The organism is Mesorhizobium sp. M0074, from assembly GCF_040322975.1.
In the GTDB taxonomy this organism is placed as follows: Bacteria; Pseudomonadota; Alphaproteobacteria; order Rhizobiales; family Rhizobiaceae; genus Mesorhizobium.
Genome location: NZ_JAMYUM010000013.1, coordinates 83,271 through 108,076, shown reverse-complemented (window position 1 = coordinate 108,076; position 24,806 = coordinate 83,271). Strand labels below are relative to the sequence as shown.

Genomic DNA, 24,806 nt, shown 5'->3' with positions numbered 1-24,806 from the left:
GGCCACATTTTGTTCTTGCTTTGTGCCGGCAGCTATGCTACTAATTTCGGTATGGTGCTAATTGGCTCCAACGACCCGCCCGCCGAGGCGGGTTTTTTATTTTGGCCGTCGACCAGCCCCAACGTTGCCTGCCGACGGCGCCTTTCACATTAAGGCCGGAATTCAGCCTATAAGCGGTCGCACAGGGACATGCCAGACCGGAGCCGCCCGTCCGGTCGACAATCAAGGACCCGCCATGCCTCGTTCTTTCCTCCATGCCCTGGTCGTGCTGATGGCCGTCGCGCTTTCGACGACGGTTTCGGCCGCTGAGCCGCAATCCTTCACGGGCGAATATTCGGTGTCGTTCCTCGGCCTCTCCGTGGCCAAGGCGAAATTCTCCAGCCATTACGAGGGTGACACCTATTCGATCGAGGGCAGCGTTTCCGCCGCCGGGCTCGCCACTTTGTTCGACGATACGCGAGGCACGATCTCGTCGAAGGGCAAGATTTCGGGCAAGCAGTTGCAGCCGCAAGCGTTCCACGCCGACTACACGTCCGGCAAGAAGGCATCGATGATCGACATCCAGTTTGCCAACGGCGTCGTCACCTCGACCAAGGTCGTGCCTGAGCCGAAGAAGCGCAATCCCGAGAATTGGATACCGCTGGTCGGCAGCCATCTCGTATCGGTCCTCGATCCGATGGCCGCCACCGTCATCCATGCCGACAGCCTCGACCAGGTCTGCGGGCGCACGGTGAAGCTCTATGACGGCGAAATGCGTGCCGATCTGAAACTGAGCTACGAGTCCAAAGGGTCGATCTCGGTGACCGGCTACAAGGGCGATACGGTCACCTGCAGGCTGGGCTTCGAGCCGGTGGCCGGCTACCGCAAGAATCGCAAGGCGCTGAACTACCTGAAGAAACGCAGCCGCATCATGGTGACGTTTGCACCGGTCGGCCAAAGCGGCGTATATGCGCCGATCCGCGCCACGGTCAGCACGCAAATCGGCCCGTTGACGATCAGCGCGGAGCGGTTCGAAGCGAACGAATAGGCGTGATGGTGCGCCGCCAACGATGGGCAGGGGGCGACGGGTATGGCGCGCGCAACACTGATCGGCTTCTCCGCGGTCGCCATGTGGGCGCTGCTGGCGCTGCTTACGGATGCTTCGGGCGCCGTGCCGCCGTTCCTGCTTTCGGCAATCACCTTTACGATCGGCACTTGCGTCGGGCTGGTTGCCCGGCTGTTCATGCCGGCAGCCGATGGCGCCGCGAAGATACCGCGCCAGGTTTGGGTGATCGGCATTGCCGGCCTGTTCGGCTACCACTTCTTCTACTTCACCGCGCTGCGCAATGCGCCGGCCGTCGAGGCCAGCCTGATCGCCTATCTGTGGCCGCTGCTGATCGTGCTCGGATCGGCGCTGATGCCTGGCGAGCGGCTGGCCTGGAACCACGTCGCCGGCGCGCTGCTCGGCCTTGCCGGCACGGTCCTGATCGTCACCAAGGGCGGCGGGCTTGCCTTCGACGCGCGTTATGCCTTCGGCTACGCCATGGCCGGCGTCTGCGCGGTGCTGTGGTCGTCCTATTCGCTGTTGTCGCGGCGCTTCCCGTCGGTGCCGACCAGCATCGTCACCTGGTTCTGCGCCGTCACCGCGGCGCTTTCGCTGGTCTGCCATCTGTTGCTTGAACAGACGGTGCTGCCCGCCGGCGCCGGCCAGTGGCTGGCCGTGCTCGGCCTGGGTCTGATGCCGGTGGGGGCGGCGTTCTATGCCTGGGACATCGGCGTCAAGCGCGGCAGCATCCAGGTGCTGGGGGCGGCGAGCTATGCCGCGCCGCTGCTGTCCACTCTGGTGCTGATCGCCGCCGGCTTCGCCGAGCCGTCATGGCGCATCCTCGCCGCCTGCGTGCTGATCACCGGCGGCGCGGCACTGGCGGCGAAATCGCTGTTCCTCCGCAAGAGGGCCGCGAGCGAGGCAAACGCATGATGCCGTTTCCCGGCGGCATCGATGCCAATGCCAATGCGACGCTGCTGTTTTCGCTGGCGGCAGCGGTGATTTACGCGTTCAGCCTCGGCATGCCGCCGCGCCTTTCGCTGTCGGCGGCAAGGACATTGGCGGTGGCGATGCTGGCGGTGCTGGTCGCACAGCAGGGCGGCCCATGGCTGCTCGTCGCCGCGCTCGGCGTCAGTGCCGTCGGCGACGCCTTCTTGTCGCGCGACGGCGAGAAGGCATTTCTTGGCGGCACGGCCAGTTTTCTTGCCGCGCACGTGCTTTACGTCGTGCTGTTCCTGCGTGCCGGCGGCGGCCTCGGGCTGCTTTCGACCGAGCCGTGGCGGGCAGCGATCGTGCTGGCGATGATCGTGTCGGTGCTGGCCATGCTTTTCGCGCTCCGGCGCCGCATCGGCCCGGCCTTGCGTTTGCCGATTGGCATCCATGCCGCGGCACTGCTTGCCATGAGCCTTGCGGCGCTCACCCTGAACAGCGTCGGGGTCGTAGGCGGCGTCGTCCTGCTCATCCTGTCCGACGGGCTGCTCGCCGCGGAAAATTTCCTGCTGCCCGCCATCTCGCCGCACCGCATTTGGGTGCGCTATGGGGTCTGGGCACTGTACTACGCCGGCCAGCTGGCGATCACGCTGGGTTTCCTGCTGGGCTAGGTGCCTAGGGCGTGCCCGGCAGCCAGCCTGGTTCGGCAAGTTCGAAGGCGGCGAAATCGAAGCCCGGCGCCACGGTGCAGCCGACCAGGGTCCATTCGCCGAGGCTGCGTGCCGACTGCCACCAGCCTGCCGGCACGACGATCTGCGGCCGCTCGCCCGCGGCAAGCGCCGTACCGAGGATCTCCTCGATGACGGTACCGCCTTCTCGATGTATCGACAGCGCCAGCGGCGCACCGTCATAGAAATGCCAGACCTCGGCCGCGTCCTTGACCCGGTGCCAGGCCGACAATTGGTCCTTCTCGAGGAGGAAATAGATCGCCGTCGAATGGCCGCGGGCGCCTGCCGCGCCGTCGCGAAAGGTCTCGGCATACCAGCCGCCTTCCGGATGCGGCTTCAGGCCGAGCAGGGCGATGATTTCGGCGGAACTGGTCATCGCTGTTGCGCTCAGAAATTGTCCTTGCGCTTGCGGATCTCGGCGAACACTTCGGCGTCGGAGGCGTTCTCGAGGCCGAGATGCCTGCGGATCGCCGGATCGTGCCAGCGCAGGAACGGATTGGTCGACAGTTCCTCGCCGATGGTCGTCGGCAGCGTCGGTTTGCCGTCGGCGCGCAGCGCCTCGACCTTGGCGGCGCGCTCTTTTAGCGCCGAATTGGTCGGGTCGACGGTCAGCGCGAAACGGGCATTGGCCAGCGTATACTCATGGCCGCAATAGACGACCGTCTCGGCCGGCAGCGCCGCGAGCTTCTTCAGGGATTCGTACATCACCGGCGGCTTGCATTCGAGCAGCCGCCCACAGCCGAGCGCAAACAGCGTGTCGGCGGCGAATGCCACTTTCGACGCCGGCAGATGATAGGTGACATGGCCGGCGGTATGGCCGGGTGTGGCGATGACCTCGATCCGCTCGTCGCCGAGATGGACGACCGAGCCTTGCTCGACGGTTTCGTCGATGCCGGGAATCTTCGCCTTTTCGGCTTCCGGCCCGACAATGCGCAGCTTGAAACGCTCCTTCAGCGCCAGATTGGCCTCGACATGGTCGAGATGGTGGTGAGTGGTCAGGATCATCGTCGGGGTCCAGCCGGTGCGCTTGATCGCCGCCAGGATCGGCGCCTCCTCGGGCGCATCGATGAGCGCCGTCTGACCGCTTTTCGGGTCGTGCACCAGCACGCCGAAATTGTCGCTGCGGCACATGAATTGTTCGATCTCGACCGGCATCGCATCTCTCCCTTTATTGCCGCAGACATAGGGCGCCTGCCAGCCGATGTCATCTGCCTTTGTTGAACTTGGACTGCTTCGAAGCTACCGTCCCGCGCATGCATTCAGACATTGTCGATCTCCGTTCGTTTTATTCGACCACGCTCGGCCGCCTGGCCGAACGCTCGATCACCATGGCGCTGTCCTCGATATGGGCCGTCGTGCCCAACGAGCGGCTGGTCGGCCTCGGCTACACCTTGCCGTGGCTGGAGCGCTTCGGCAGCGATGCCGAGCGCGTCTTTGCCTTTATGCCGGCAACGCAGGGCGCGGTGGTGTGGCCGGCGACGGGGCCGACGGCGACCGCCCTGGTCTTCGATGAGGAACTGCCGCTGGTCGATTCCTGCATCGACCGCATGCTCCTCGTCCATTCGCTCGAACATGTCGAGAACCCACGCGAGACGCTGAACGAGATCTGGCGGGTGCTGTCGCCGGCCGGCCGTGTCGTCATCGTCGTGCCCAACCGGCGCGGCGTCTGGGCACGCTTCGAGCGTACGCCTTTCGGCAATGGCCGGCCGTTCTCGCGCGGCCAGCTGACCGAATTGCTGCGCGAAGCGAATTTCACGCCGGCGGCGTGGTCCGATGCGCTGTTCTTCCCGCCGTCGCCGCGACGTTTCATGATGCAGTTCCACAATGTGCTGGAACGTGCCGGCCGGCGCTTCTGGCCGATCTTTTCGGGCGTTATCGTCGTCGAGGCGCAGAAGCGGCTCTATCAAGGCGTGCCGGTCGCCCAGCGCGCGTCCCGCCGCGTCTTCGTGCCGGTTCTCTCGCCGCATGGCGCGCCGACGCTTGGCCGGCTGTCGCGGGCCGAACACCCGGCACCGCCAGGATGACGCGTTCGTGATCCGAGACGTGCTTTTTCACGCCTATCTGACGATATCAGGTTTGCTGTCCGATTGAAGGCCGTGCGGCCGATCCCTATGACCGGTTTGGCATTGCTGCGAATGCAAGGATTTAACCGATGGATGATCGTCCGGATGTCGAGGCCAGCGCCCAGAAGCTTGCCACGTCGATCGAAGCCAGCAGCCTGCGTGAGCAGCTGGCAACAATCAAATTGGCACTGACCAGCTCGCCGGTGCGAAAACAATTGCTTTGGGCAGCGATCGGCATCGTCGCCGTCATCGTGGCGAGCTCGATCGGGCAGGTTCTGCTCAATCGCTGGAACCAGCCTTTCTACGACGCGCTGGCGCGGCGCGACATGCCGGCTTTCCTGCATCAGCTACTGGTCTTTGCCGGCATCGCCGGCGGGCTTGTGGTGCTCAATGTCGGCCAGACCTGGCTCGACCAGATGCTCCGCCTGAAGCTGCGCGAGGCGCTGACGCTCGACCTGATCGACGAATGGATGCGGCCGGCGCGTGCCTTCCGGCTGACCCATGCCGGCGCCATCGGCGTCAATCCCGACCAGCGCCTGCAGCAGGATGCCGGGCATCTCTCCGATCTTTCCACCGGTCTTGGCATCGGCCTGCTGCAGTCCTGCATCCTGCTTGCCTCGTTCGTTGGGGTCCTGTGGTCGCTGTCTTCCGGCTTCGTCTTCCACATAGGCGGCCATTCGCTGGCCATACCCGGCTACATGGTCTGGGCGGCGATCCTTTATGCTGGCACCGCCTCCTGGTTGAGCTGGCTGGTCGGGCGACCGTTGATCCGCTTCAACAACGATCGCTATACGCGTGAGGCGGAGCTGCGCTCCTCGGTGGTTCGCGTCAACGAGAATGTCGATGCCATCGCGCTGGCGCATGGCGAGGCCGATGCCAGGCGCCGGCTCGAATTCGATCTCGGCACGGTGCTGGGCGCCATGCGGCGCATCTACAGCGCCCAGATCAATCTTTCCTGGGTTACCGACACCTATGGCTGGATCACTGTCGTCGCGCCGATTCTGGTCGCCTCACCGGTCTATTTCGCCGGCGATATCAGCTTTGGCGGCTTGATGATGGCAGTCGGCGCTTTCAACCAGGTCCATTCGTCGCTGCGCTGGTTCATCAACAATATCGGCGGCATCGCCGATTGGCGCGCTACGCTGATGCGGGTCGCCGACTTTCGCATCGCACTTGGCGACACCGACGCGCTGCACCATACGGAAAGGCGCATTTCGTTCGGCGAAAACCCGGACGGCAGCCTGACCTTCGAGAAACTCGAGGTCGCCTCGCCGGAGGGATGCACCAAGCTTGCCGAGCCGCATGTCGAAATCCGCGCCGGCGACCGGGTCATGATCACCGGAGATCCGGGCGCCGGCAAGACGCTGTTCTTCCGGGCCATTGCCGGTCTGTGGCCATGGGGCAGCGGACGCATCGGCATGCCGGCCGGAGAAGCGCCGATCTTTGTTCCGCGTACCCCCTATTTCCCGCTCGGCAAGCTGCGCGAGGTGCTCAACCATTCAGACGGCGCGGCGGAGGCGAGCGATGCCGAGATCTCGGAGGTGCTGGCCGATGTCGGGCTGCAACGCCTGTCGTCCTCGCTCGATCGCTCGGCGCGCTGGGAGCGTGAGCTCAGCGACGACGAGCAGCGTCTGCTGGCCTTTGCCAGGCTGGCCTTGCGACGGCCGAAATGGGTGATCATCGACGAGGCGCTGGACGCGTTCGACGGCCCAACGCTGAGGCAAGTGCTGTCGATGCTGGAGAAGCGCCTTCCCGACGCCGCGATCCTCAATATCGGCCGCGGCCAGCACAATGCCCGCTTCTTCCGGCGGGCGTTGACCATCGTCAAGGATGCCGGCCAGCCGCCACTCAAGCCGGCCCGTATCAGGGCAGGTGCCATCGAACCGCCCCCGGTTGTCGTTTCGGCTGGCCGAAAGAAATAGAAGGCAAGCTTTATTTCGCCGCGATCGCGGCGAAAAACTGTCGCGATCGTTTCAGATGGGAACGTTCCGATCGGCCATGCTTGACGCTCTCGCCCTGCTCGCCTGCCTTGCCTGCACCCCGGCGGCACCTGCGGCCGCGCCGGCCAATGCAATTGCCGTCGATGTCGAGCTGGTGCTGGCCGTCGACATCTCGCAGTCAATGGATGAAAGGGAGTTTGCCCTGCAGCGCGCCGGCTATGTCGCGGCGCTGCGCCACCCCGACTTCATCAACGCCGTGCGTGCCGGCACCTTCGGCCGCATCGCCATCGCCTATTTCGAATGGGCCGGCACCATCCGCGACGATGCGGTCATTGCCTGGCAGGTCGTCGACAGCAAGGAGAGCGCCAACGCTTTCGCCGACAAGATCGCGGCCCGCCCGTTCAGGAGCTTTCGCGGCACCTCGATTTCCGGTGCTGTGGCTTTCGGCGCCGAGCTTTTCAACGGCACGGCCTTCACCGGCAAACGCCGCGTCATCGACGTCTCGGGGGACGGCCCAAACAACACCGGCTTGCCGGTCACAACGGCACGCGATGCGGCGCTGGCGAAGGGCATCGTCATCAACGGGCTGCCGATCCTGATCAGCCCGTCACCCACCTTCAGCCATCTCGACCGGTATTATGCCGAATGCGTAACCGGCGGGCCGGGCTCGTTCGTGCTGCCGATCTATGCTGCTTCCGAATTCGCCACCGCCACTCGCCGCAAACTGATCCTCGAGGTCAGCGGCATCGAGTATCCCAAGGTGGATCCGAGGACGATCCGCATCGACGCACCGATCGACTGCCTGCAAGGCGAGCGCGACCGGCGGTTTTTCTCGGACCCATATTTCCCGGAACTCGACCGATAAGGCTGGCCCAGGGGTAAGCTAGGCTGGTGGCAGGCCGAAGGCCGGGAACAGAGATGGCCCGAGCGGCCCTATGAAGATCGTCAAGGAAGCGATCCCGCCCTCGGCTGCGTCGAACACATGCAGGGAATGGGCCCGCCATTCAGGGCCATCGTGGCTGCGGGAATAAACCCCGACCGCCGGCTGGGCATTGGCGCGGGTGGCCAGCGTGCGGAAGCCGCCAAACCTCGGCCAGACGGTCTCGAAGAAACCGCGGATCGCTTCGCGGCCTTGATACCATTCACGCCAAGGCGGCATGGTATAGATGGCGTCCTCACGCAGCAGCTCGATCAAGCCGTCGAGATTGGCGGCCTGCCAGGCCTGCATGTAGCGTTCGAGCAGCAGGCCTTCTTCGGGGCTGGGCCGTGATCGGCTGCCCGGCCGTCCCTGAGGATAGCGCGCTGCAAGGGTTGCGCGGGCGCGCTGCAACGCGCTGTTGATCGAAGCCGTCGATCCGCCCAGCAAACGCGCCGTCTCGACGGCCGACCATCCCAGGACGTCGGCAAGCAGCAGCGCGGCGCGCTGCCTGGGCGGCAGATCCTGGATCGCCGCGACGAAGGCGAGCTGGACGGCCTCGCGGCTCTCGTAACGGGCTTCCGGACCTGGCTCGCTGCCGGCAACGTCTGGAAGCTCGGCGTCGGGGTAGGGCTCCAGCCAGGCGATGTCGGCTACGGGCCCGCCTATGGCCGCCCCGTGCGAGGGCTGCCGTCCGGGTTCCCGGAGAATGCGACGCGCCCTCGACCTCGCCTTGATGGCGTTGAGGCAAGCGTTGGTCGCGATCATGTAGAGCCAACCGCGAACCGAACCTCGCCCGTCGAACTCCGATCTTGCGCGCCAGGCGCGAAGCAACGTGTCCTGGACGAGGTCGTCGGCCTCGTGCAGCGAACCCATCATGCGATAACAATGCAGCTTGAGCTCGCGGCGATGCGCGGCCGTGACCTTCTCGAAGGCCAGCCGATCGAGGATCGGCTGGCGTGCTGGTTCCAGAGGTGGTTGAGCGTCTGTCATGTGGCTTGTGCGGTTACGAGCGAGCGTTGCATTACGCGCCGCTCAGGCGGCCGGGGCAAGCCCGCTACCGCTCACCATGAAGGAACTGCCTTGCGGCTGGCCGGTGGCGAGTGCGACCACCGCCCGTCCGACATCGGCCGGCGTTTGCATGTCGGTCATGGCGGCGATGAAGTCCGCCGGCTGGATGCCCATATAGGCCGCTATGCTGTCGACGCCGGCCTTGCCCACGCCGGTTTCGGGCATGATGCGCATCGGCGCGAGCGCCATGAAGCGCAGGCCGAGGCCAAGCCGGTCGGCCTCCTTCTGGCTATGACCGGCCAGGAACATCTGCATGCGTTTCGCGCCGGCATAGCCGCCGGCGTTCGGTGGTCCGCCGGTCAAGGCCGCGCCGCTGGAGATCAGAACGATCCGGGTCCCCGGCTTGAGCGGACGCCGCAGAGCGGCCCGGCAAAACAGGAACGACGCCTTGACGTCCGTGTCCCAATTTGCCGAGAACGCCTTCCAGTTCTGTTCATGCACCGGCGCAGAAGGCGCCAGCGCACCTGCGCAGATCACCAGCACGTCCGGCTCAAGCGCGGCGAAGACCTTATCCGGGGCGGAGTCCACCGTAGCATCGACCGCGAGCGTCTTCACGCCCGAGACCTCCCAGGCAAATTGCGCCAGGGCCTGTTTTCCGCGGGCGACGGCCAGCACCGTCGCTTTCTCCTTGAGAGCGGCCTCCGCGATCGAGCGGCCGACACCACGGCTGCCTCCGACGACGACGACATTCTGATTTTGCAACGATCCCATGGATCACCTCTCGTTCCCGGCCGCCGGACCATCCAGGCGCGCTCATCGATAAGGACAGCGCAGGTGGGTGGAAATCATCGGTGCCAGGCGGAAATATCTTTCAGGTGACGGCAGCCGCGCGTCGGTTTTTGTATTCAGTGTCATTACCTCTGGGGTAATCGACCAGCGCACTACGTCTCGGCAAAATGCTCCCATCAAGCCGGTTGTCCGGCCTTCGACCACAAGGAGACACGCCATGACCGCCTACGCCGTCGCCCATATGCGCCAGGTCACGCCGGGGCCGCAGATCGTCGAGTACCTGCACAAGATCGATGCCACGCTGGAACCGTTTGGCGGCCGCTTCGTGGTGCACGGAGGCGAGGTGGAAATCGTTGAAAACACCTGGCCGGGCTATCTCATAGTCATCGAGTTTCCCAACCGGCAGCAGGCACGTGCATGGTACGACTCGCCCGCCTATCAGGAGATATTGCCGCTGCGCACCGGCAATTCCCAGTCCGACGTGGTCTTCGTCGACGGCGTCCAGCACCCCCACAAGGCCACGGACGTGCCTGAATAGGGGGAATGATCGGGTACAACCGGCGTCTATGGTGCCGCCATCTATCTGGCGGCACCGAATTTGGATCGCGTCTGCATCGGCAGCTTCACCGCCCCTGCAGCACCTTGATCGCGTTGGACATGTCGCCATGCGACAATGCAGCCAGGTAATCCGAGTAGTTGATCCTCCCGTTCGCGAAGCCGTTCATCAATCGCGTGCAGAACGTGTGTTCCAATCCGGCATCCGGGACGTTCATGAGCGCGGCGAGGTTTGCCCTTTCAACCTTGCCGAACCGCATCTTGAATTTGGTCATGCACCGCTGGATCGCCTGCCGTTTCAGCGCCGGGCTGCCGCTCAACGCGACTTGTCCATTCTGGAAATCGGTCTTCGACGTCGTGCATCCGGAAATCAAAGTGGCCGACATCAAAGCTGTTGCTAATACTAACGTCTTCATTGCTTCCCCCAAACCAACCCGTTTGAGACCTGTTAAAGCAACAAAGAATGCCGGGCAACTTCATTGGATTGAAAATTGAAAATATGGTTTCTTGCGCAGGTCTGAGGTTCGTTGCTTCTGCCTGTCAAACCTATCGTTTCAGCAGGAATACCGCTTGCTGGCCGAAAAAGTTCCAGAACCACCAAGGCATGGAGAAGCCGATCCGCTGGCCGTTGGCGTCGAGCGCGGTTGCCTTTTCCACCGTCGCGCCAAGCTCGTCGCACAGATTGACGAAGTCGCGAATGGTGCAGAAATGGATGTTGGGCGTGTCGTACCAGGAATAGGGCAGGTCCTTGGTCACCGGCATGCGGCCGTTGAAGAGCAGCGAAAGGCGCACCCGCCAGTGGCCGAAATTCGGGAATGAGACGATGGCGCGGTTGCCGATCCGGAGCAGTTCGTCGAGCACCAGCTTCGGATTGCGGGTCGCCTGCAAGGTCTGCGACAGAACGACGAAGTCGAAACCCTTGTCGGGATAGAATTGGAGATCCTTGTCGGCATCGCCTTGAATAACCGACAGGCCGCGCGCCACGCATTCGTTGACGCCGCGCTGCGACAGTTCCAGGCCGCGACCGTCGACCTTCTTGGTCGCCTGCAGCAATTCGAGCAGCAGGCCGTCGCCGGAACCGACATCCAGCACCCGCGACTGCGGCGGGATGAGATCGGCGACGACTTCGAGGTCGACGCGCTGGGCGCGGTTGACGCTCATGCGTTCGCCTCTTGCCTGACGCATGACCCTGATCCGAAAAGCCTGCAACTTTTCGGGGTCATGCGCTGATGCCTGGCACATGGTCCTGATCCGAACAATCCGCAACTTTTCGGGGTCATGCGCCGAGCCCTCTCGCCCGCGCGGCCGAGGCGATGAAGCCCTTGATGGCGGCGAACAGTTCCGGTTCGTCGAGCAGGAAGGCGTCGTGGCCGCGGTCGGTCTCGATCTCGACGAACGAGACCGAAGCGCCGGCCGCGTTCAGCGCGTGCACGACCGAGCGGCTCTCCTCGGTCGGGAACAGCCAGTCGCTGGTGAACGAAACCAGGCAGAAGCGCGTCTTGGTGCCGGCGAAGGCATCGGCCAACCGGCCGCCATGGTCGGCGGCGAGATCGAAATAGTCCATCGCCCGGGTCATGTAGAGATAGGAGTTGGCATCGAAGCGATCGACGAAGGTCATGCCCTGATGGCGCAGATAGCTCTCGATCTGGAAGTCGGCATCGAAACCAAAGGTCAGGGCTTCGCGGTCCTGCAGGTTGCGGCCGAACTTGCGGTGCAGCGCTGCTTCCGACAGATAGGTGATGTGGGCGGCCATGCGCGCCACCGCCAGCCCCTTTTCCGGCCGCTTGCTGTGCTCGAAATACTTGCCGCCATGCCAGTCCGGGTCGGCCATCACCGCCTGCCTGCCGACCTCGTGGAAAGCGATGTTCTGCGAGGAATGGCGGGCGCCGGTGGCGATCGGCAGCGCCGAGAAGACGCGCTCCGGATAGCTGGAGGCCCATTGCAGCACCTGCATGCCGCCCATCGAGCCGCCAAGCACGCTGAACAGCTGTTCGATGCCGAAATGCTCGACCAGCATCAGCTGCGCCCGCACCATGTCGCGGATGGTGATGATCGGCAGGTCGAGCCCGTAGGGCTTGGCGGTGGCGGGATTGGTCGAGGCGGGGCCGGTGGAGCCGAGACAGCCGCCGATGACGTTTGACGAGATGACGAAGAAACGGTCGGTATCGATGATCTTGCCGGGACCGATCAGCACTTCCCACCAGCCCGGCTTGCCGGTCACCGGATTGGTGTTGGCGACATGCTGGTCGCCGGTCAGCGCATGGCAGACGAGGATGGCGTTGGAGCGCGCGTCGTTGAGCGTGCCATAGGTCTGGTAGGCGATCTGGAATGGCGACAGCAGCGTGCCGGCGTCGAGCTTGAGCGGCTTGTCGGCGCCGAAACGCAACACCGGGCTCGACGGCTGGTCGGCCTCGTTGTTGGTTTTTCGCGCGCGCAAAGCGACCATCACATCTCCTTGCCCGGCCTTCAGTTGTCCACCGGTCTGGGCAACAAAAAACCGGCCATGCCTTCGCAAAGCCGGTTACAAGATGCAAACGGCCCTTTAGCAAGTTGTTTAACGTGGCTGCAAGCCGACCGGCCAAATCACCACGGAACTGTAGCCGTTCTTCTATGACTCGCGCATGGCTTCGTCAACGGCAAGTTCTTGATCCCGAATTGCCGGCCCCTCGACATTCCGGGCCACGGCTTGTATTTCCGCTGCGGCTTCCGGATGGAGGCACTCTCGACGGATTTCATGAAATGAGCCAGACACCGGATCAGACACGTCCAAGGCCCCGCGCCGGCATCATGGACATCGAAGCCTATGTGCCCGGCAAGAGCGCGGCGCCTGAAGGTGTCGCCAAGGTCCATAAATTGTCGGCGAACGAGAACCCGCTCGGTCCTTCGCCAAAGGCGATAGAGGCCGCGCGCGCGGTCGCCGACAAGCTCGCGGTCTATCCCGACGGCAGCGCCAGGCGCCTGAGGGAAGCGATCGCCGAGGTGCACGGGCTCAACCCGGCGAACATCGTCTGCTCCAACGGCTCCGACGAGATTCTGGGCCTGCTGGCGCAGACCTACCTCGCGCCCGGCGACGAAGCCATCATCACCGAACACGGCTTCATGGTCTACAAGATCTACATACAGTCGGCCGGTGCCGTCCCGGTGACGGTCAAGGAGACCGATGAACGCGCCGATATCGATGCGATCCTCGCCGCGGTGACGCCGGCTACCCGGATCATCTTCCTTGCCAATCCAAACAATCCAACCGGCACCTACGTGCCGTTCCAGGAGGTCCGCCGCCTGCATGCCGGCCTGCCGCGAAACGTGCTTCTGGTGCTGGATGCAGCTTACGCCGAATATGTCCGGCGCAACGATTATGAAGCCGGCGTCGAGTTGGTGGGCAGCGCGGAAAACGTGGTCATGACCCGCACTTTCTCCAAATTGGGCCTGGGCGGGGCGCGGATCGGCTGGATGTATGCGCCAATGCACGTCATCGACGCGATCAACCGCGTGCGGGGACCCTTCAACGTCAATGCGACGGCAATCGAGGCCGGCATCGCGGCGATCCGCGACCGTGCCCACATCGAACGCAGCGTCGCGCACAACGAGACCTGGCTGGCCTGGCTGAGCGAGCAATTAAGCGGGCTCGGGCTGCGGGTGACGCCGAGCGTCGGCAATTTCATCCTCATCCACTTTCCCGAGGACAAAAAGCATTCGGCGGCGGCCGCCGACGACTACCTCAGTGCGCGCGGCTACATATTGCGGCGCGTTTCCGGCTACGGTTTTCCGAACGCGCTGCGCATGAGCATCGGCACCGAAGAGGCCAATCGCGGCGTTGTCGCAGCACTCGCGACATTCCTGAAAAGCTAGAACACCATGACCTCACCGATGTTCGAAAAGATCGCGCTGGTCGGCATCGGCCTGATCGGCTCGTCGCTGGCCCGCGTCATCCGCCGCGAGGGACTCGCCGGCCAAGTCGCGATTTCGACGCGCAGCGACGCGACGCTGGCACGGGCGAGCCAACTCGGCCTTGGCGACACCTATACGACGGATGCGAAAGAGGCGGTTCGCGATGCTGATCTGGTTATCGTTTCGGTGCCGGTCGGCTCTTCAGGCACGGTCGCCGCGGAGATCGCGCCGGCGCTGAAGAAGGGCGCCATCCTCACCGATGTCGGCTCGACCAAGGCATCGGTGATCGCGCAGATGCAGCCGCATGTGCCTGATGGCGTGCACTTCATCCCCGGCCATCCTTTGGCCGGCACCGAAAAATCGGGACCGGACGCCGGTTTTGCCGAACTGTTCGAGAACCGCTGGTGCATTTTCACGCCTCTGCCCGGTACCGATCCCGCAGCACTGGAAAAGCTCTCGGAATTCTGGCGCCGCTGCGGCTCCAACATCGACACGATGGACCCGCAGCATCACGACATGACGCTGGCCATCGTTTCGCACCTGCCGCATATCATCGCTTACAACATCGTCGGTACCGCCGACGATCTGGAGTCGGTGACCAAGTCCGAGGTCATCAAATACTCGGCTTCCGGCTTTCGCGACTTCACCCGTCTCGCGGCGTCCGACCCGACCATGTGGCGCGACGTCTGCCTGCACAACAAGGACGCCATTCTCGAAATGCTGGCGCGGTTTTCCGAGGATCTGTCCTCGCTGCAGCGGGCGATCCGCTGGGGCGACGGCGAAAAACTGTTCGACCTGTTCACCCGCACCCGCGCCGTCCGCCGCTCGATCATCGAGGCCGGCCAGGATATCGACGTACCGGATTTCGGCCGCCAGGCAGTCGAACACCCGCCGAAGGGATAAGCCGCGGCAGGCCGATCGCAGGCCAGCCTGGCTTACAGCGGTTCATCGTTTCACAGAAACGCCGAACCGCTCTATCTCTTTGTTTTTGCGCAATTCCGGACGGAAAACCGTTTCACACTTTTCCTGGAGTTGCTCTAGTCGAGCGGCTTGATCTTGCCGAGCGGGATGAAGCCGAGCGAGGCCTTGCCCCTGACGATCTTCAGCGGCATCGACGGCTGGTTGCCGAGCAGCGCCAGTCCGGCAAAGCCGGTTTGGATCTGTTTCTTCTGCTCGGGGATGGCGGTGGCGAGGATTGCCGCCACGGCCTTCGGATCATTGAGCCTGATTGTCAGGTCGGCATTTATGAGACCGTCGTCATCGACCGACAGCGGTCCGGAAACGGTGATGCGCGCGGTTCCGGACGACAGATCGAGCTTGTGGATTTCGGCGGCCTGGCCGCGAAGGCTCTTCGGATTTGCCTTGATCAGTGTCACGCCGTTCTTCAGCGTCAGGTCGCCGCTGCCGTCCAGCGGCGGCAAGACGCGCCCGTCGATGGCCGCCGCGTCGATTTCAAGATCGGTGAAATTGCCGGCATAGTCGATGTCCGGGCCGTTTGGGCGCAATTGTCCCGTGGCGGTTCCGGCGCTGAACAGCGAGACGGGATCGGTGTCGTCTGCCGGATCGGTCTGGCCGGACAGGCCTTCTGTCTGCAGCGAGAGGCGCCTCGGCAGCGGCCAGGACAGCTTCATGTCGGCCCGCAGATCATCCCAGTCGATCCAGAGCGGGGTCATGCCGGGAACTGAGGTCCTGAGCGGCCCCCTGAGCTCGGCGGCAGGCGACAGAAGCCGCGTGATCTGCGTGGCGGCGTTGATCTTGCCTGTCGATGCCGCGACGTTGCGGCTGTCGTCCTCGTAAGCCAGGCTGTCGCAGGAAACGGTGAAGCTGAAGGGATAGCCGCTGACCGCGAGATTGGCGCAGTCGGCCCTGATGCCTTTGTCGTCGAGATCGGCGACCGCCTTGTCGGTCGCGCTCTCGACCAGGTCCGCCAGGTAGAACCAGCCCGCGCTGTAGATGCCGAACAGCACGAGAATGAAAGCGGCAAGCCACAACAGGCGGCGACGTTGGCTGGGCGGCGGGCGCTCGTCACTTGACGTCATGCTGCGGCTTTCGTTAACGCGGGTGGCACGGGCGGGCTGTCGCTTGCGGCAACAACAGGTAGACGGACTGAAACACCACCGGTGGGTGGTTCGTCACAATCAGGCTTGGCGATATGGGCGATTTTTGGGTTTTTGGCTACGGCTCACTGATCTGGCGACCGGGATTCGCGCATGTCGAGACGCGGCGCGCCCGCCTGCATGGCTACCGCCGTTCGCTGTGCGTCTATTCTTTCGTGCATCGCGGCACGCGCGAACGGCCGGGCCTGGTGCTCGGCCTCGACCGCGGCGGCTCCTGCATCGGGCTCGCGTTCCGGGTTCCAGGCGAGCTGCGCAACGAGGTCATTACCTATCTGCGCGAACGCGAGCTGGTCACCAACGTCTATCTCGAACGTGTGCTCAGCGTTCGCCTCGACAAGGGTAAAACGGATGGGGGCGAGACGGTCGACGCCGTCGCCTATGTCGTGGACCGCAGCCATGAGCAATATGCCGGTGCGCTCGACGCAGCCGAGGCGGCGGCCGTCGTCCGCGGCGCCGTCGGCCAGTCGGGGAGGAATGAGGATTACGTGCTCAGCACGCTGGAGCACCTCGAAGCACTGGGTATAAGCGACCACTGGCTGGAAGACGTGACAAGACGGGTCGCGACGTAGCTTCGGTGTCGTGAGCGGGCTACATCCTGAAAATCTGTTTTCCAAGATCGGCGCGATCCAGGCTGTTTGCCACGGCAAGCTTGAACTCGGTCAGCGGGTGGAGACCGCCGACAGGAACGTGGAAGCCGGGCTGGCCGAAGGTGTCGATAATCTCGCGTAGCACAGGCCGGTCGGCTTCGGCCAGCGGCGAAAAGAAATAGCGATAGATATTCGCCCTGATCTCGACGCCGCTCAGCAAGACATCGAAATTGTGCAGCTCGAAGCGCTCGGCACTCATGCCGCCATTGATCACCATCTGCCCGCCGAGCGCCAGGGTGCGGATCAATTCGCCGCTGACAGGTCCGCCGACATTGTCGATAATCCCGTTCAATCCGGCGCCACCGGTGATATCCATCACCGCTTCCCGGATACTTGTCTTCAAGTCCGAAAGGTCAAGAATGGCGCCGACGCCAAGCGTCTTCAGGTCGAAGCTTTGGTGCGAGCGCCGCACAAGCGCGATGACGTTGATGCCGCGTCGTTGGGCGAACTGCATCACCATTGTCGAAATCGACGAATAGCCGGCCGTGACAGCCAGCCACTGGCCAGGCCGCACACGGGAATCCACCAGCAGATCCCACGCGGTAATGGGGTTCACCATCTGCCCGGCGCGTTCGACCGGATAGCCGGCAGGCAACGGGATCAGCCATTCGGCGGGAATCGCCGCGTACTCGGCCCAACTGCCATAATAGCTGAATGCGACAAGCGTGCCCGGTTCCAGCAAAACGTCCGCGCCAACGGCTTCGACGATGCCGGCGCCATGGTTTCCCGCGATCTGCCGGGGAAAATGCGGCTTCTTCGGTTCGGGATAGAGGTTCTGGATAAACAGGAAGTCGCCCGGATTGATCGAGGCCGAGACCATCCTGACCAGCACTTCGCCGTCGCCGATCCGCGGCATCGGCAGGTCGTCCACATAGAGCACGTCGCGCGGCGAGCCGATGGCGTCAAATACAATTGCTTTCATTCCGGTCTCCACAACAAACGATCCCGGGCAAACAGTCCGGGCTTGGCCAGACCGTGCCGAGATTTGCGTCGGCGCCGCGGAACCTATGGCCGGCCGGCAAAGGTCTGAATTGGCAGATTTGACAATCTATGTGCTAAACTTGCCAGATTGTTTCCTCAGAGGGTACTGGTTTGGAAATTCGGGACAGCGTCTTGAAGCCCGACACGGCGCGGCGGGTCGCGGTTTTGTGAAGCGCCGGCGGGCTGGAAAAGAGGCTATGCGTTTGACGTTGCCACGGTGCGACATAGGTTAGCTCGGTCGGCGGCTCCCACCCGCCCCAGCATGAATCACCATGGAGATCAGCCTTGCAGAAACGTCGTCTCGGTCGCACCGACCTATCCATCGCGCCATTGGTTCTGGGCGGCAATGTGTTCGGCTGGACCGCCGATGAGAAAACCTCGTTCGACCTGCTCGACCGCTTTGTCGACGCTGGCCTCAACGCCATCGACACGGCCGATTCCTATTCGCGCTGGATTCCCGGCCACGAGGGCGGCGAATCCGAAACCATTATCGGCAAATGGATGAAAAGCCGCGGCAACCGCGACAAGGTTGTCGTTATCACCAAGGTCGGTTCGGATATGGGGCAGGGCAAGAGGGATCTGTCCGCCGCCTACATCGAAAAGGCCATCGACGCCACGCTGAAGCGGCTGCAGGTCGATACAATCGATCTCTATCTGTCGCACTGGCCTGATCCGGCCACTCCCTATGAGGAAACGCTCGGCGCCTACCAGAAACTGCTCGACAAGGGCAAAATCCGTTATGCCGGCGCTTCCAACCTCGACGCCGCCCAGTTGCGGGCCGCACTCGACGTAGCAAGCCTGCGCGGCCTGCCGCGCTACGAGGTGCTGCAGCCGGAATACAACCTTTACGACCGCTCGTCCTTCGATGGTCCGCTGCGTGATCTGTGCGCGGCCGAGGACATCGGCGTCATCACCTATTTCAGCCTCGCCAAGGGGTTTCTGAGCGGCAAGTACCGCAGCGAGGCCGACCTCGGCAAAAGCCTGCGCGGTGGCGGTGTGAAAGGCTATCTCAACACCCGCGGCATGCGCATTCTCTCAGCGCTCGATGCCGTTTCAGCCAGACATTCGGCCAAGCCAGCGGAAGTGGCGCTTGCCTGGGTCATGGCACGGCCCGGCGTCACCGCTCCGATCGCCAGCGCGACGACGCTCGACCAGCTCGACAGCCTGGTGCGTGCCGCGTCGTTGCAGCTCAGCCCGGACGATATCGCCGAGCTCGACAAGGCCAGCGCATAGCCGCGCACGATCGTTCAAGACCGGCGCCGCTGCCTTGCCCTACCGTCCCTGCATCGTCGCAGGATGCAGGGACGTCGCATGGCCGGACAGGGTCTTCTCGATCAGCAGCTATGGCAGCAATTGCTGGCGCTTGTGCTGGCATCGGCCATCGTTATGGGCAGCCCGGGGCCGGCGACGATAAGTGTCACCGCGATCGGCGCCGCATTCGGCCTGCGCGATTCGCTCCGTTATGCCTCGGGAATCGTTGTCGGGACGGTCCTCGTGCTTTTGGTGGTGGCGACGGGCATCATGGCCGTTCTCACCGCGCTGCCGAAGCTCGCAGCGCTGTTGGCGGTCGCGTCAGCAGCCTACATCCTCTATCTGGCGTTCAAGATAGCGACGACGCCGCCACTGGCGGCACGCATTGGTGGGGCGGCGCTTCCCACTTTCCTGGGCGGGTTCCTTCTGGCCGTTGCCAATCCGAAAGCCTATGTGGCGATTGCCGCCGTGTTTGCCGGCGCGTCTTCCGGCACCGGCGGTCTTGCTATTTCAGCCAAGCTGGCGGTCCTCGCCTTGATGATTGTTGCCATTCATCTCTTGTGGCTTCTCGCCGGCGCGGCTTTTGCACGTTTGTTGCGCAAACCCTTGGCGTCGCGGATCATCAATCTGGTGTTTGCCGTGACGCTGGTTGCGACGGCCGCGCTGGCTGCCCTGCCATAAGTCTTTGTGGCATCTGAGGCCGTTGTTTCAGCCTTTCAATTCAGGTTTCGCATCCAGCTCACCAAGCCGTTTCATTGCCGTCGGCGGCATCGGCGGCGGGTTCGGCGTCTGCGCCGCCTCGACGAGAAGCTGGTCGCAGGCGGCCTCCGTCTCGCCGATCAGCCGTTGCATAAATTCGTCCTTGCCGAGGCCGGGCGGGATCGGTGGCAGGAAGCGCGCCTTGATCGTGCCGGGATAGCGCAGGAACTTGCGGCGCGGCCAATAGAGGCCGGCGACGTGAGCGACCGGCACCACCGGAATGCCAAGTTGCGCGTAGAGTTCGACGATGCCGTATTTGTAGACCGGTTCGTCGCCCGGCGCCCGGCGGGTGCCCTCGGGATAGATGATCAGCTGGCGCGGATTGCGCGCCAATTCCTGTTTGGTCGCGGCGATCACCGTCTTCAATGCCTTCGAGCGGCTGCCGCGGTCGACAGGAATCATCCGCATCTTCAAAATGTACCAGCCGAAGAACGGGATCCAGGTCAGCTCCCGTTTCAATATGTAAACGGGATCGTCGAGATACGGCAGGAAAGCGATCGTGTCCCAGAAGGACTGGTGCTTCGGCGCCAGGATGAAGGAGCCTTCAGGCAGGTTTTCCTGGCCGGTGATCTCACTTCTGGTGCCGGCGATCTTGTCGTAGAGCCACATGCTGGTGCGCGACCAGAATTTCGGCACGAACCAGGCGCGATGGCGTGGCGACAGGAAATAATACGGGGTCCAGAGGATCATCTGGACGATCAAATTGAGGTAGAAGGCGAGATTGAACGCCAGCGAGCGGAAATACAGCATACAGCATGTGCCCGGTGAGGAGGTGTGCGTTGGTTACACCAAGCGCCGGCAAAAAGGAAACGCTGCGAGGCGGGCGATCGGCCCGGCCTTGCGATGGGCCGTCTTCTTCACGTTTGCCACGCGGCCTGCAGCAGGCGCTGTCTCAGGCGCGGGGCGGCGAAGTCGAGGAATGCGCGCAGCTTCACCGGCAGTAGCCCTTGGCCGGCATGGACGAGGCTCACCGGCCATGGGTCGGGCTCAAACTCTTGCAGCACCGGGCGCAGCGTACCCGACCGGACTGCGGCGGCGATCTGGTAGGAAAGCAGCCTCGTCACGCCGACGCCGGCAATCGCCGCATCGATCGCTGCCTCAGCGGTGTTGACCCGTAGCCTGGAGCGGACCGGCACGGCGAATTCGGCCTTGCCGGTGGCGAAGGTCCAACTGGCAGCGGTGAGCCCTTCAAAGGTGATGGCACTGTGCGCTGCAAGCTCTTGCGGCGTTTTCGGCGTGCCGTGCTCGGCGAGATAGGCCGGGCTCGCGCAAACGACGCGGCGGATTGAACCCAGGCGGGTGGCGATCAGGCTCGAATCGGCAAGCTCGCCGATGCGGATGGCGAGGTCGATGTGCTCTTCGACCAACTGGGTTATCCGGTCGGCGAGTGTCAGCCGCACACCTACCTCAGGATAGACGGAGAGGAAGCTGGTGACGACCGGCAGCACATGCAGGCGGCCGAAGACGATCGGCGCAGTGACGATCAGTTCGCCGGTCGGGGCATTGTATTCGCCGGCGGCTATTCGCTCGGCCTCGCCGACCTCATCGAGAATGCGACGACAGGCGGCGAGATAGGCGTGGCCTGCATCGGTCAGCGACAGCTGCCGCGCCGAGCGGTTCAACAGCCGTGTCTTCAGGTGCTTTTCCAGGTCCGAAACCTTGCGGCTGACCGTCGTCAGCGGAATGCCGAAGCGGCGCCCGGCAGCCGAGAGGCTGCCTGTCTCTGCCGCGGCAACGAAAAGCGACATGGACTGGAGGCGATCCATAGCTCTCCCGAAAAGTTGCCCTCCCGAAAAACGGAAGGATAGATTGCAGATATGGCATCTGCATCTCGAAGATGGAAGGACCTATTTCCTGACTAGCAATGCAGCGCAGCTCGGCGCTTGAGGAGGCTTCCATGAACGCTCACACCAGCGATGTTGCTTTCACCCCGACGGTGAAGGCGATTCAGGCGCGCAAGGGCTCGCGCCAGGCCTATGCCCGTGTCGAGGAGCGTGGCGGCTGGCAGGCGGCAATCACGCCCGATCTCGCCGCCTTCATCGAGGCGCAGACCAGCGTCTTTCTGTCGACCGCCAATGCGGACGGGCAGCCTTACATCCAGCATCGCGGCGGGCCTGCCGGTTTCCTCAAGGTGCTCGACGAACGGACGATCGGCTTTGCCGATTTTTCCGGCAACAGGCAGTTCATCACCCAGGGCAACCTCAGCGACAACCCACAGGCTTTCCTATTCCTGATCGATTATGCGCACCGGCAGCGCATCAAGATCTGGGGCAAAGCGCAAGTCGTCGAGGGCGATGCCGAGCTGACGGCAAAGCTGATGCCGCAAGACTATAAGGCGCGACCCGAGCAGGTCATCCTGTTTACGGTTTCGGCTTGGGATTCAAATTGCTCGCAGCACATCCCGCAGCGTTTCGAAGCGGCCGACGTGGCGGCGGCGCTGGGCGAACGCGACAAGCGCATCGAACGGCTCGAACAGGAGATCGCACGCTTGCGCTCGGGTGCAGCAGCTAGGGAATAAAAGTGCCGGTGCCGTTCAGCTTCCGCCCGCGGCGTCGGCCAGCGTGACGCCGTTGGGCGATTGCTTCACCGGCATGATGCCGCGCGCCAGCGCCAGCAGGTATTTGTTATATTCGGTGAACAGCACGCGTAGCGCTTCTGGCTTGGTCAGCCAGCCGCCATTCTCGAGGTTGGTGTTGACCACCGGATAGGGTTCGAGCCTGGCGCCGTGCAGCAGCCGGCCCATTTCCAGCAGGCTGCGCGGCATGTGATAATTGTTGGTGACGAGAATGACCGTGCCGTAGGCATGGTCCTCGACCCATTTGGCACTTTCCTCGGCATTGCCGATCGTGTCGAGCGCGGCGCGGTCGATGTCGACGCAGCAGGAAAACAGCCTCTTGTCGCCGCCGGTCGCGGCCTGAAGCTGGCGGCGGCTGGCGGAGGGATGGACGCCGCTGATCAGCAGCCGCTCGCCCTTGCCTAACGCAAGCAGGCCCATCGCAGCGTCGAGGCGCGACTGGCCGCCGGTCAGCACGATGATAGCGTCGGCCCTTGCCGGATTGGCGGGCGTAGTCAGGCGGCTGACGGTATTGGCGAACCAGCCGAAGCCGGCGACAAACAGCGCCATAAAGGCGAGCAGAAGGAGAGCCGAGATGCGCAAAGAGCGGGCTGCCAGCAGCCGCCCATGTTTGGCGAACTGACCCGGCTTGGCAAATTCATCAGGCTCGGCGAATACAGGCGGGCGCGCAACCAGCACTGGCATGCATCCAGCGGTATCGGTCGAGTCCCGAACGTCCATCATGAAATGGTTAATCCCGAAATACGGCCTTTGGTAGGAAAAAAATGCAATTTTCGTGACGATGCGTTTTCATCCGTGATCGATCTTTCCTTTAGCCGGCGTCCGGCTGGCGAATGTCGATGTCGCTGAGATAGGTAACCACGGTGAAATGGGAGGTTGCCGCCGTCAGCGCGCCGATCACCAGCACCATGACAGCGACCCCGAGATAACCCGCCGAGCCGATGGCGAAATTGCCGAACAGGGCGGTCGCCTGGTCGGCCTGCGGCGTTGCCATGTTGCGTGACGACCACCAGGAGAAGACGATGAAGACCAGGATCGCCGCGCCGCCGCCTGCCGCGGCGCCCTTCATGCCGGTGACCAGAAAATGCCGGCGGAATTCGCGCGCGATGAAGCGCGCCTCGGCGCCGACAAAATGCAGCACCTCGATGATGTGGCCATTGCCGGCCATGGCGCCGCGCGTTGCGAACACAACGGTCAGCACCGTCGCCGACAGCATCAGCGCCAGCACTGCGACACCGATCGTTACCGTGGTGCGGGCCATGGCAACCAGCCGGTCGACCCAGGTGCGATGATCGTCGAGCGAGGCACTCGGCAGCTTCGGCGTGATCGCCGCGCGCAGTGCGGCGAAATCGGGCGGACTATTCTCGTCGATGGTGATGATGATCAAGCGCGGCACCGGCAGCTCATCGATGTTCAGGCCCGAGCCCAGCCAAGGCTCGAGCAGCCGGGCCGTCGCTTCGCGGTCGACGATCCGGGCGCTTTTCACGCCAGGGAATTCGCCGGCGATCTGCGAGGCCAGCGCAAGTGCGGCCTCCATGTCGAGGCCGTCGACCGGCTTGATCTGGATTGTCGCTTCGCGCGAGATCTGGTTCTCCCAGACGGAGGCGGTGTCACGCACCAGCGTGACGGCGCCAAACGTCAGGCAGGACAGAAACGTCATGATGGCGATGACCAGCACCAGCGCCCGGCCGGCGATGTTCTGCGCCGGCACGATCGGCGCCATTTTGCGCTGGACGCGGGGCTTTGCCGCCGCGGCGTCCTGACCCTCGAAATGTTCGACGGAGAGCTCAGTCATAGATGTCCAGCCTTCCGCCGGCCAGGATCATTCGCCGTGCGTCGACCTGTTCCATCAGGCCGAGGTCGTGTGTGGCGATCACCACGGCGGTGCCCAGCCGGTTGAGCTCGATGAACAACCGCAGCAAGCGTCGTGCCAGCGGCGGGTCGACATTGCCGGTCGGCTCGTCGGCGAGCAGGATCTCGGGCTGCTCGATCAACGCCCGGGCGATGGCGGCGCGCTGCTTCTCGCCGCCAGACAGCACCGGCGGCAGCACATGCATGCGCTCGCCGAGGCCGACCCATTTCAGCAGCTCGGTGACGTCGGTGCGATAGGTCGCCTCCTCGCGGCCGCGCACGCGCAGCGGCAACGCCACGTTCTCGTAGGTGGTCATATGGTCGAGCAGGCGAAAATCCTGGAACACCACGCCGATGCGTCGTCTCAGATGCGGCAATTCGGTACGCGAGATGCGCGAGCGGTCCTTGCCGAAAATGGTGATCAGGCCGCGCGTCGGCTTCAGCGACATGAACAAAAGCCGCAGCAACGTCGTCTTGCCGGCGCCTGAAGGTCCGCTCAGGAACTGAAAGGAGCGCTTCGGAATGTGCAAGGAGATGTCGCGGAGAATCTCCGGACCCATGCCATAGCGGAGGCCGACATTTTCGAAGCGGATCACTTTCGACGACCTGAAATTCTCGGCGGCAAGATGCCAGCCCTTTCTGTGGAAAGACCATCGGCCGGCATGGTTAACCGACGGTTAATTTGGGGGCTTTTCGAGCGAGTCACAGGGGTTCCGGTGGGGAAGCGTTAACCATTTCCGTTTACCCAAAAGAAACGAACAGCGAACAGGTGCGGTAGTGT

The 24,806-nt window shown here is 63.5% G+C and carries 27 protein-coding genes and 1 riboswitch; of the genes, 13 read left to right on the top strand and 14 right to left on the bottom strand.

The annotated features are described in order from the left end of the window. Window positions 1-235 precede the first annotated feature (235 nt). From NKJ73_RS18920 to NKJ73_RS18910, 3 genes are read left to right on the top strand one after another with little or no spacing between them, the layout of a single operon-like run. Window positions 236-1,027, top strand: a complete 792-nt coding sequence (locus NKJ73_RS18920; RefSeq protein WP_352457610.1) for a DUF3108 domain-containing protein — start codon at window positions 236-238, stop codon at window positions 1,025-1,027. Window positions 1,028-1,069: 42 nt separating this feature from the next. Continuing rightward, entirely contained in the window at window positions 1,070-1,957 is an 888-nt protein-coding gene (gene yddG / locus NKJ73_RS18915) for an aromatic amino acid exporter YddG (RefSeq protein WP_352570582.1), read from the top strand. Next, window positions 1,954-2,625 (top strand): lysoplasmalogenase family protein, encoded by a 672-nt coding sequence (locus NKJ73_RS18910; protein ID WP_352570581.1) that lies wholly within the window; start codon window positions 1,954-1,956, stop codon window positions 2,623-2,625. Before yddG ends, NKJ73_RS18910 begins: the two co-directional genes overlap by 4 nt. Window positions 2,626-2,629: 4 nt before the next feature. Here NKJ73_RS18910 and NKJ73_RS18905 read toward each other — a convergent pair whose 3' ends face one another. Both NKJ73_RS18905 and gloB read right to left on the bottom strand, forming a co-directional pair. Further along, the gene (locus NKJ73_RS18905; RefSeq protein ID WP_352570580.1) at window positions 2,630-3,058 is read right to left on the bottom strand and encodes a cupin domain-containing protein; all 429 of its coding nucleotides are present in this window, start codon (window positions 3,056-3,058) and stop codon (window positions 2,630-2,632) included. A gap of 11 nt (window positions 3,059-3,069) precedes the next feature. Next, window positions 3,070-3,837, bottom strand: a complete 768-nt coding sequence (gene gloB, locus NKJ73_RS18900) for a hydroxyacylglutathione hydrolase (protein WP_352570579.1) — start codon at window positions 3,835-3,837, stop codon at window positions 3,070-3,072. Between the two features lie 98 nt (window positions 3,838-3,935). Here gloB and NKJ73_RS18895 point away from each other — a divergent pair, with 98 nt between their 5' ends. The 3 genes from NKJ73_RS18895 (at window position 3,936) to NKJ73_RS18885 (ending at window position 7,550) form a co-directional block, all read left to right on the top strand. Beyond that, entirely contained in the window at window positions 3,936-4,706 is a 771-nt protein-coding gene (locus tag NKJ73_RS18895; RefSeq protein ID WP_352570578.1) for a class I SAM-dependent methyltransferase, read from the top strand. Window positions 4,707-4,834: 128 nt separating this feature from the next. Beyond that, window positions 4,835-6,667: an ABC transporter ATP-binding protein/permease gene (locus NKJ73_RS18890; RefSeq protein WP_352570577.1), complete on the top strand. Its 1,833-nt coding sequence runs from the start codon at window positions 4,835-4,837 to the stop codon at window positions 6,665-6,667. Between the two features lie 76 nt (window positions 6,668-6,743). Continuing rightward, window positions 6,744-7,550, top strand: a complete 807-nt coding sequence (locus tag NKJ73_RS18885) for a DUF1194 domain-containing protein (RefSeq protein ID WP_023677905.1) — start codon at window positions 6,744-6,746, stop codon at window positions 7,548-7,550. 18 nt (window positions 7,551-7,568) lie between these two features. On the opposite strand, the gene NKJ73_RS18880 is transcribed toward NKJ73_RS18885, so the two are convergent. Both NKJ73_RS18880 and NKJ73_RS18875 read right to left on the bottom strand, forming a co-directional pair. Further along, window positions 7,569-8,594 carry an RNA polymerase subunit sigma-70 gene (locus NKJ73_RS18880; RefSeq protein WP_352570576.1) on the bottom strand — a complete coding sequence of 342 codons (1,026 nt, stop codon included), beginning with the start codon at window positions 8,592-8,594 and terminating at the stop codon, window positions 7,569-7,571. A 42-nt stretch (window positions 8,595-8,636) separates the two neighbouring features. After that, window positions 8,637-9,383 carry an SDR family NAD(P)-dependent oxidoreductase gene (locus tag NKJ73_RS18875; RefSeq protein WP_352452472.1) on the bottom strand — a complete coding sequence of 249 codons (747 nt, stop codon included), beginning with the start codon at window positions 9,381-9,383 and terminating at the stop codon, window positions 8,637-8,639. 235 nt (window positions 9,384-9,618) lie between these two features. Between NKJ73_RS18875 and NKJ73_RS18870 the strand changes: the two genes are divergently transcribed. Beyond that, a complete protein-coding gene (locus NKJ73_RS18870; RefSeq protein WP_352570575.1) occupies window positions 9,619-9,939 on the top strand; it encodes a DUF1330 domain-containing protein in 321 nt (106 codons plus the stop codon). A gap of 85 nt (window positions 9,940-10,024) precedes the next feature. On the opposite strand, the gene NKJ73_RS18865 is transcribed toward NKJ73_RS18870, so the two are convergent. From NKJ73_RS18865 to metX, 3 genes are all read right to left on the bottom strand, one after another. Beyond that, on the bottom strand, window positions 10,025-10,372 hold the full coding sequence (locus tag NKJ73_RS18865; RefSeq protein WP_352471436.1) for a hypothetical protein: 348 nt from the start codon (window positions 10,370-10,372) through the stop codon (window positions 10,025-10,027). A gap of 130 nt (window positions 10,373-10,502) precedes the next feature. Next, a complete protein-coding gene (metW, locus tag NKJ73_RS18860; protein WP_352570637.1) occupies window positions 10,503-11,117 on the bottom strand; it encodes a methionine biosynthesis protein MetW in 615 nt (204 codons plus the stop codon). 115 nt (window positions 11,118-11,232) lie between these two features. Then, on the bottom strand, window positions 11,233-12,402 hold the full coding sequence (metX, locus tag NKJ73_RS18855) for a homoserine O-acetyltransferase MetX (RefSeq protein WP_352570574.1): 1,170 nt from the start codon (window positions 12,400-12,402) through the stop codon (window positions 11,233-11,235). Window positions 12,403-12,478: 76 nt separating this feature from the next. Continuing rightward, a riboswitch (SAM riboswitch) is annotated at window positions 12,479-12,556 on the bottom strand. Window positions 12,557-12,695: 139 nt separating this feature from the next. Between metX and hisC the strand changes: the two genes are divergently transcribed. Together hisC and NKJ73_RS18845 are read left to right on the top strand one after the other, a co-directional pair. Beyond that, complete coding sequence (gene hisC / locus NKJ73_RS18850) at window positions 12,696-13,805, top strand: histidinol-phosphate transaminase (protein WP_352570573.1); 1,110 nt, start codon at window positions 12,696-12,698, stop codon at window positions 13,803-13,805. Between the two features lie 6 nt (window positions 13,806-13,811). After that, entirely contained in the window at window positions 13,812-14,747 is a 936-nt protein-coding gene (locus NKJ73_RS18845) for a prephenate/arogenate dehydrogenase family protein (protein WP_023677912.1), read from the top strand. A 134-nt stretch (window positions 14,748-14,881) separates the two neighbouring features. On the opposite strand, the gene NKJ73_RS18840 is transcribed toward NKJ73_RS18845, so the two are convergent. Next, complete coding sequence (locus NKJ73_RS18840; RefSeq protein WP_352570572.1) at window positions 14,882-15,883, bottom strand: DUF2125 domain-containing protein; 1,002 nt, start codon at window positions 15,881-15,883, stop codon at window positions 14,882-14,884. Window positions 15,884-15,996: 113 nt separating this feature from the next. On the opposite strand from NKJ73_RS18840, the gene NKJ73_RS18835 reads away from it, so the two are divergent. Then, window positions 15,997-16,530: a gamma-glutamylcyclotransferase gene (locus NKJ73_RS18835; protein WP_023677914.1), complete on the top strand. Its 534-nt coding sequence runs from the start codon at window positions 15,997-15,999 to the stop codon at window positions 16,528-16,530. A 19-nt stretch (window positions 16,531-16,549) separates the two neighbouring features. Here the strand turns inward: NKJ73_RS18835 and NKJ73_RS18830 are convergent, their stop codons facing one another. After that, complete coding sequence (locus tag NKJ73_RS18830; RefSeq protein WP_352456700.1) at window positions 16,550-17,530, bottom strand: quinone oxidoreductase family protein; 981 nt, start codon at window positions 17,528-17,530, stop codon at window positions 16,550-16,552. Window positions 17,531-17,874: 344 nt separating this feature from the next. Between NKJ73_RS18830 and NKJ73_RS18825 the strand changes: the two genes are divergently transcribed. Both NKJ73_RS18825 and NKJ73_RS18820 read left to right on the top strand, forming a co-directional pair. Beyond that, window positions 17,875-18,822 (top strand): aldo/keto reductase, encoded by a 948-nt coding sequence (locus NKJ73_RS18825; RefSeq protein WP_352570571.1) that lies wholly within the window; start codon window positions 17,875-17,877, stop codon window positions 18,820-18,822. Between the two features lie 78 nt (window positions 18,823-18,900). After that, a complete protein-coding gene (locus tag NKJ73_RS18820) occupies window positions 18,901-19,521 on the top strand; it encodes a LysE family transporter (RefSeq protein ID WP_352570570.1) in 621 nt (206 codons plus the stop codon). A gap of 27 nt (window positions 19,522-19,548) precedes the next feature. On the opposite strand, the gene NKJ73_RS18815 is transcribed toward NKJ73_RS18820, so the two are convergent. Together NKJ73_RS18815 and NKJ73_RS18810 are read right to left on the bottom strand one after the other, a co-directional pair. Next, window positions 19,549-20,349, bottom strand: coding sequence for a lysophospholipid acyltransferase family protein (locus NKJ73_RS18815; protein ID WP_352456697.1), 801 nt, complete (start codon window positions 20,347-20,349; stop codon window positions 19,549-19,551). A gap of 107 nt (window positions 20,350-20,456) precedes the next feature. After that, window positions 20,457-21,365: a LysR family transcriptional regulator gene (locus tag NKJ73_RS18810; protein ID WP_352570569.1), complete on the bottom strand. Its 909-nt coding sequence runs from the start codon at window positions 21,363-21,365 to the stop codon at window positions 20,457-20,459. A 131-nt stretch (window positions 21,366-21,496) separates the two neighbouring features. Between NKJ73_RS18810 and NKJ73_RS18805 the strand changes: the two genes are divergently transcribed. Then, a complete protein-coding gene (locus NKJ73_RS18805) occupies window positions 21,497-22,117 on the top strand; it encodes a pyridoxamine 5'-phosphate oxidase family protein (RefSeq protein ID WP_352570568.1) in 621 nt (206 codons plus the stop codon). Window positions 22,118-22,132: 15 nt separating this feature from the next. Here NKJ73_RS18805 and NKJ73_RS18800 read toward each other — a convergent pair whose 3' ends face one another. The 3 genes from NKJ73_RS18800 to ftsE form a co-directional block, all read right to left on the bottom strand. Continuing rightward, window positions 22,133-22,897: a YdcF family protein gene (locus NKJ73_RS18800; protein WP_352570567.1), complete on the bottom strand. Its 765-nt coding sequence runs from the start codon at window positions 22,895-22,897 to the stop codon at window positions 22,133-22,135. A gap of 88 nt (window positions 22,898-22,985) precedes the next feature. Then, complete coding sequence (locus NKJ73_RS18795) at window positions 22,986-23,969, bottom strand: cell division protein FtsX (protein WP_352570566.1); 984 nt, start codon at window positions 23,967-23,969, stop codon at window positions 22,986-22,988. Beyond that, on the bottom strand, window positions 23,962-24,621 hold the full coding sequence (ftsE, locus tag NKJ73_RS18790) for a cell division ATP-binding protein FtsE (RefSeq protein ID WP_352570565.1): 660 nt from the start codon (window positions 24,619-24,621) through the stop codon (window positions 23,962-23,964). The genes NKJ73_RS18795 and ftsE overlap by 8 nt, the downstream gene beginning before the upstream one ends. Window positions 24,622-24,806: the final 185 nt, after the last annotated feature.

Bases quoted from the DNA above. Each gene is read 5' to 3' on its own strand.
- gloB (WP_352570579.1), bottom strand. From the start codon at position 3,837: ATGCCGGTCGAGATCGAACAATTCATGTGCCGCAGCGACAATTTCGGC.
- NKJ73_RS18870 (WP_352570575.1), top strand. From the start codon at position 9,619: ATGACCGCCTACGCCGTCGCCCATATGCGCCAGGTCACGCCGGGGCCG.
- NKJ73_RS18835 (WP_023677914.1), top strand. From the start codon at position 15,997: ATGGGCGATTTTTGGGTTTTTGGCTACGGCTCACTGATCTGGCGACCG.
- NKJ73_RS18885 (WP_023677905.1), top strand. From the start codon at position 6,744: ATGCTTGACGCTCTCGCCCTGCTCGCCTGCCTTGCCTGCACCCCGGCG.
- hisC (WP_352570573.1), top strand. From the start codon at position 12,696: ATGAGCCAGACACCGGATCAGACACGTCCAAGGCCCCGCGCCGGCATC.
- NKJ73_RS18880 (WP_352570576.1), bottom strand. From the start codon at position 8,594: ATGACAGACGCTCAACCACCTCTGGAACCAGCACGCCAGCCGATCCTC.
- NKJ73_RS18810 (WP_352570569.1), bottom strand. From the start codon at position 21,365: ATGGATCGCCTCCAGTCCATGTCGCTTTTCGTTGCCGCGGCAGAGACA.
- NKJ73_RS18895 (WP_352570578.1), top strand. From the start codon at position 3,936: ATGCATTCAGACATTGTCGATCTCCGTTCGTTTTATTCGACCACGCTC.
- yddG (WP_352570582.1), top strand. From the start codon at position 1,070: ATGGCGCGCGCAACACTGATCGGCTTCTCCGCGGTCGCCATGTGGGCG.
- metW (WP_352570637.1), bottom strand. From the start codon at position 11,117: ATGAGCGTCAACCGCGCCCAGCGCGTCGACCTCGAAGTCGTCGCCGAT.
- NKJ73_RS18890 (WP_352570577.1), top strand. From the start codon at position 4,835: ATGGATGATCGTCCGGATGTCGAGGCCAGCGCCCAGAAGCTTGCCACG.
- NKJ73_RS18820 (WP_352570570.1), top strand. From the start codon at position 18,901: ATGGCCGGACAGGGTCTTCTCGATCAGCAGCTATGGCAGCAATTGCTG.
- NKJ73_RS18920 (WP_352457610.1), top strand. From the start codon at position 236: ATGCCTCGTTCTTTCCTCCATGCCCTGGTCGTGCTGATGGCCGTCGCG.
- NKJ73_RS18865 (WP_352471436.1), bottom strand. From the start codon at position 10,372: ATGAAGACGTTAGTATTAGCAACAGCTTTGATGTCGGCCACTTTGATT.
- NKJ73_RS18910 (WP_352570581.1), top strand. From the start codon at position 1,954: ATGATGCCGTTTCCCGGCGGCATCGATGCCAATGCCAATGCGACGCTG.
- NKJ73_RS18800 (WP_352570567.1), bottom strand. From the start codon at position 22,897: ATGATGGACGTTCGGGACTCGACCGATACCGCTGGATGCATGCCAGTG.
- NKJ73_RS18840 (WP_352570572.1), bottom strand. From the start codon at position 15,883: ATGACGTCAAGTGACGAGCGCCCGCCGCCCAGCCAACGTCGCCGCCTG.
- NKJ73_RS18795 (WP_352570566.1), bottom strand. From the start codon at position 23,969: ATGACTGAGCTCTCCGTCGAACATTTCGAGGGTCAGGACGCCGCGGCG.
- metX (WP_352570574.1), bottom strand. From the start codon at position 12,402: ATGGTCGCTTTGCGCGCGCGAAAAACCAACAACGAGGCCGACCAGCCG.
- NKJ73_RS18805 (WP_352570568.1), top strand. From the start codon at position 21,497: ATGAACGCTCACACCAGCGATGTTGCTTTCACCCCGACGGTGAAGGCG.
- NKJ73_RS18830 (WP_352456700.1), bottom strand. From the start codon at position 17,530: ATGAAAGCAATTGTATTTGACGCCATCGGCTCGCCGCGCGACGTGCTC.
- NKJ73_RS18875 (WP_352452472.1), bottom strand. From the start codon at position 9,383: ATGGGATCGTTGCAAAATCAGAATGTCGTCGTCGTCGGAGGCAGCCGT.
- NKJ73_RS18815 (WP_352456697.1), bottom strand. From the start codon at position 20,349: ATGCTGTATTTCCGCTCGCTGGCGTTCAATCTCGCCTTCTACCTCAAT.
- NKJ73_RS18905 (WP_352570580.1), bottom strand. From the start codon at position 3,058: ATGACCAGTTCCGCCGAAATCATCGCCCTGCTCGGCCTGAAGCCGCAT.
- NKJ73_RS18845 (WP_023677912.1), top strand. From the start codon at position 13,812: ATGACCTCACCGATGTTCGAAAAGATCGCGCTGGTCGGCATCGGCCTG.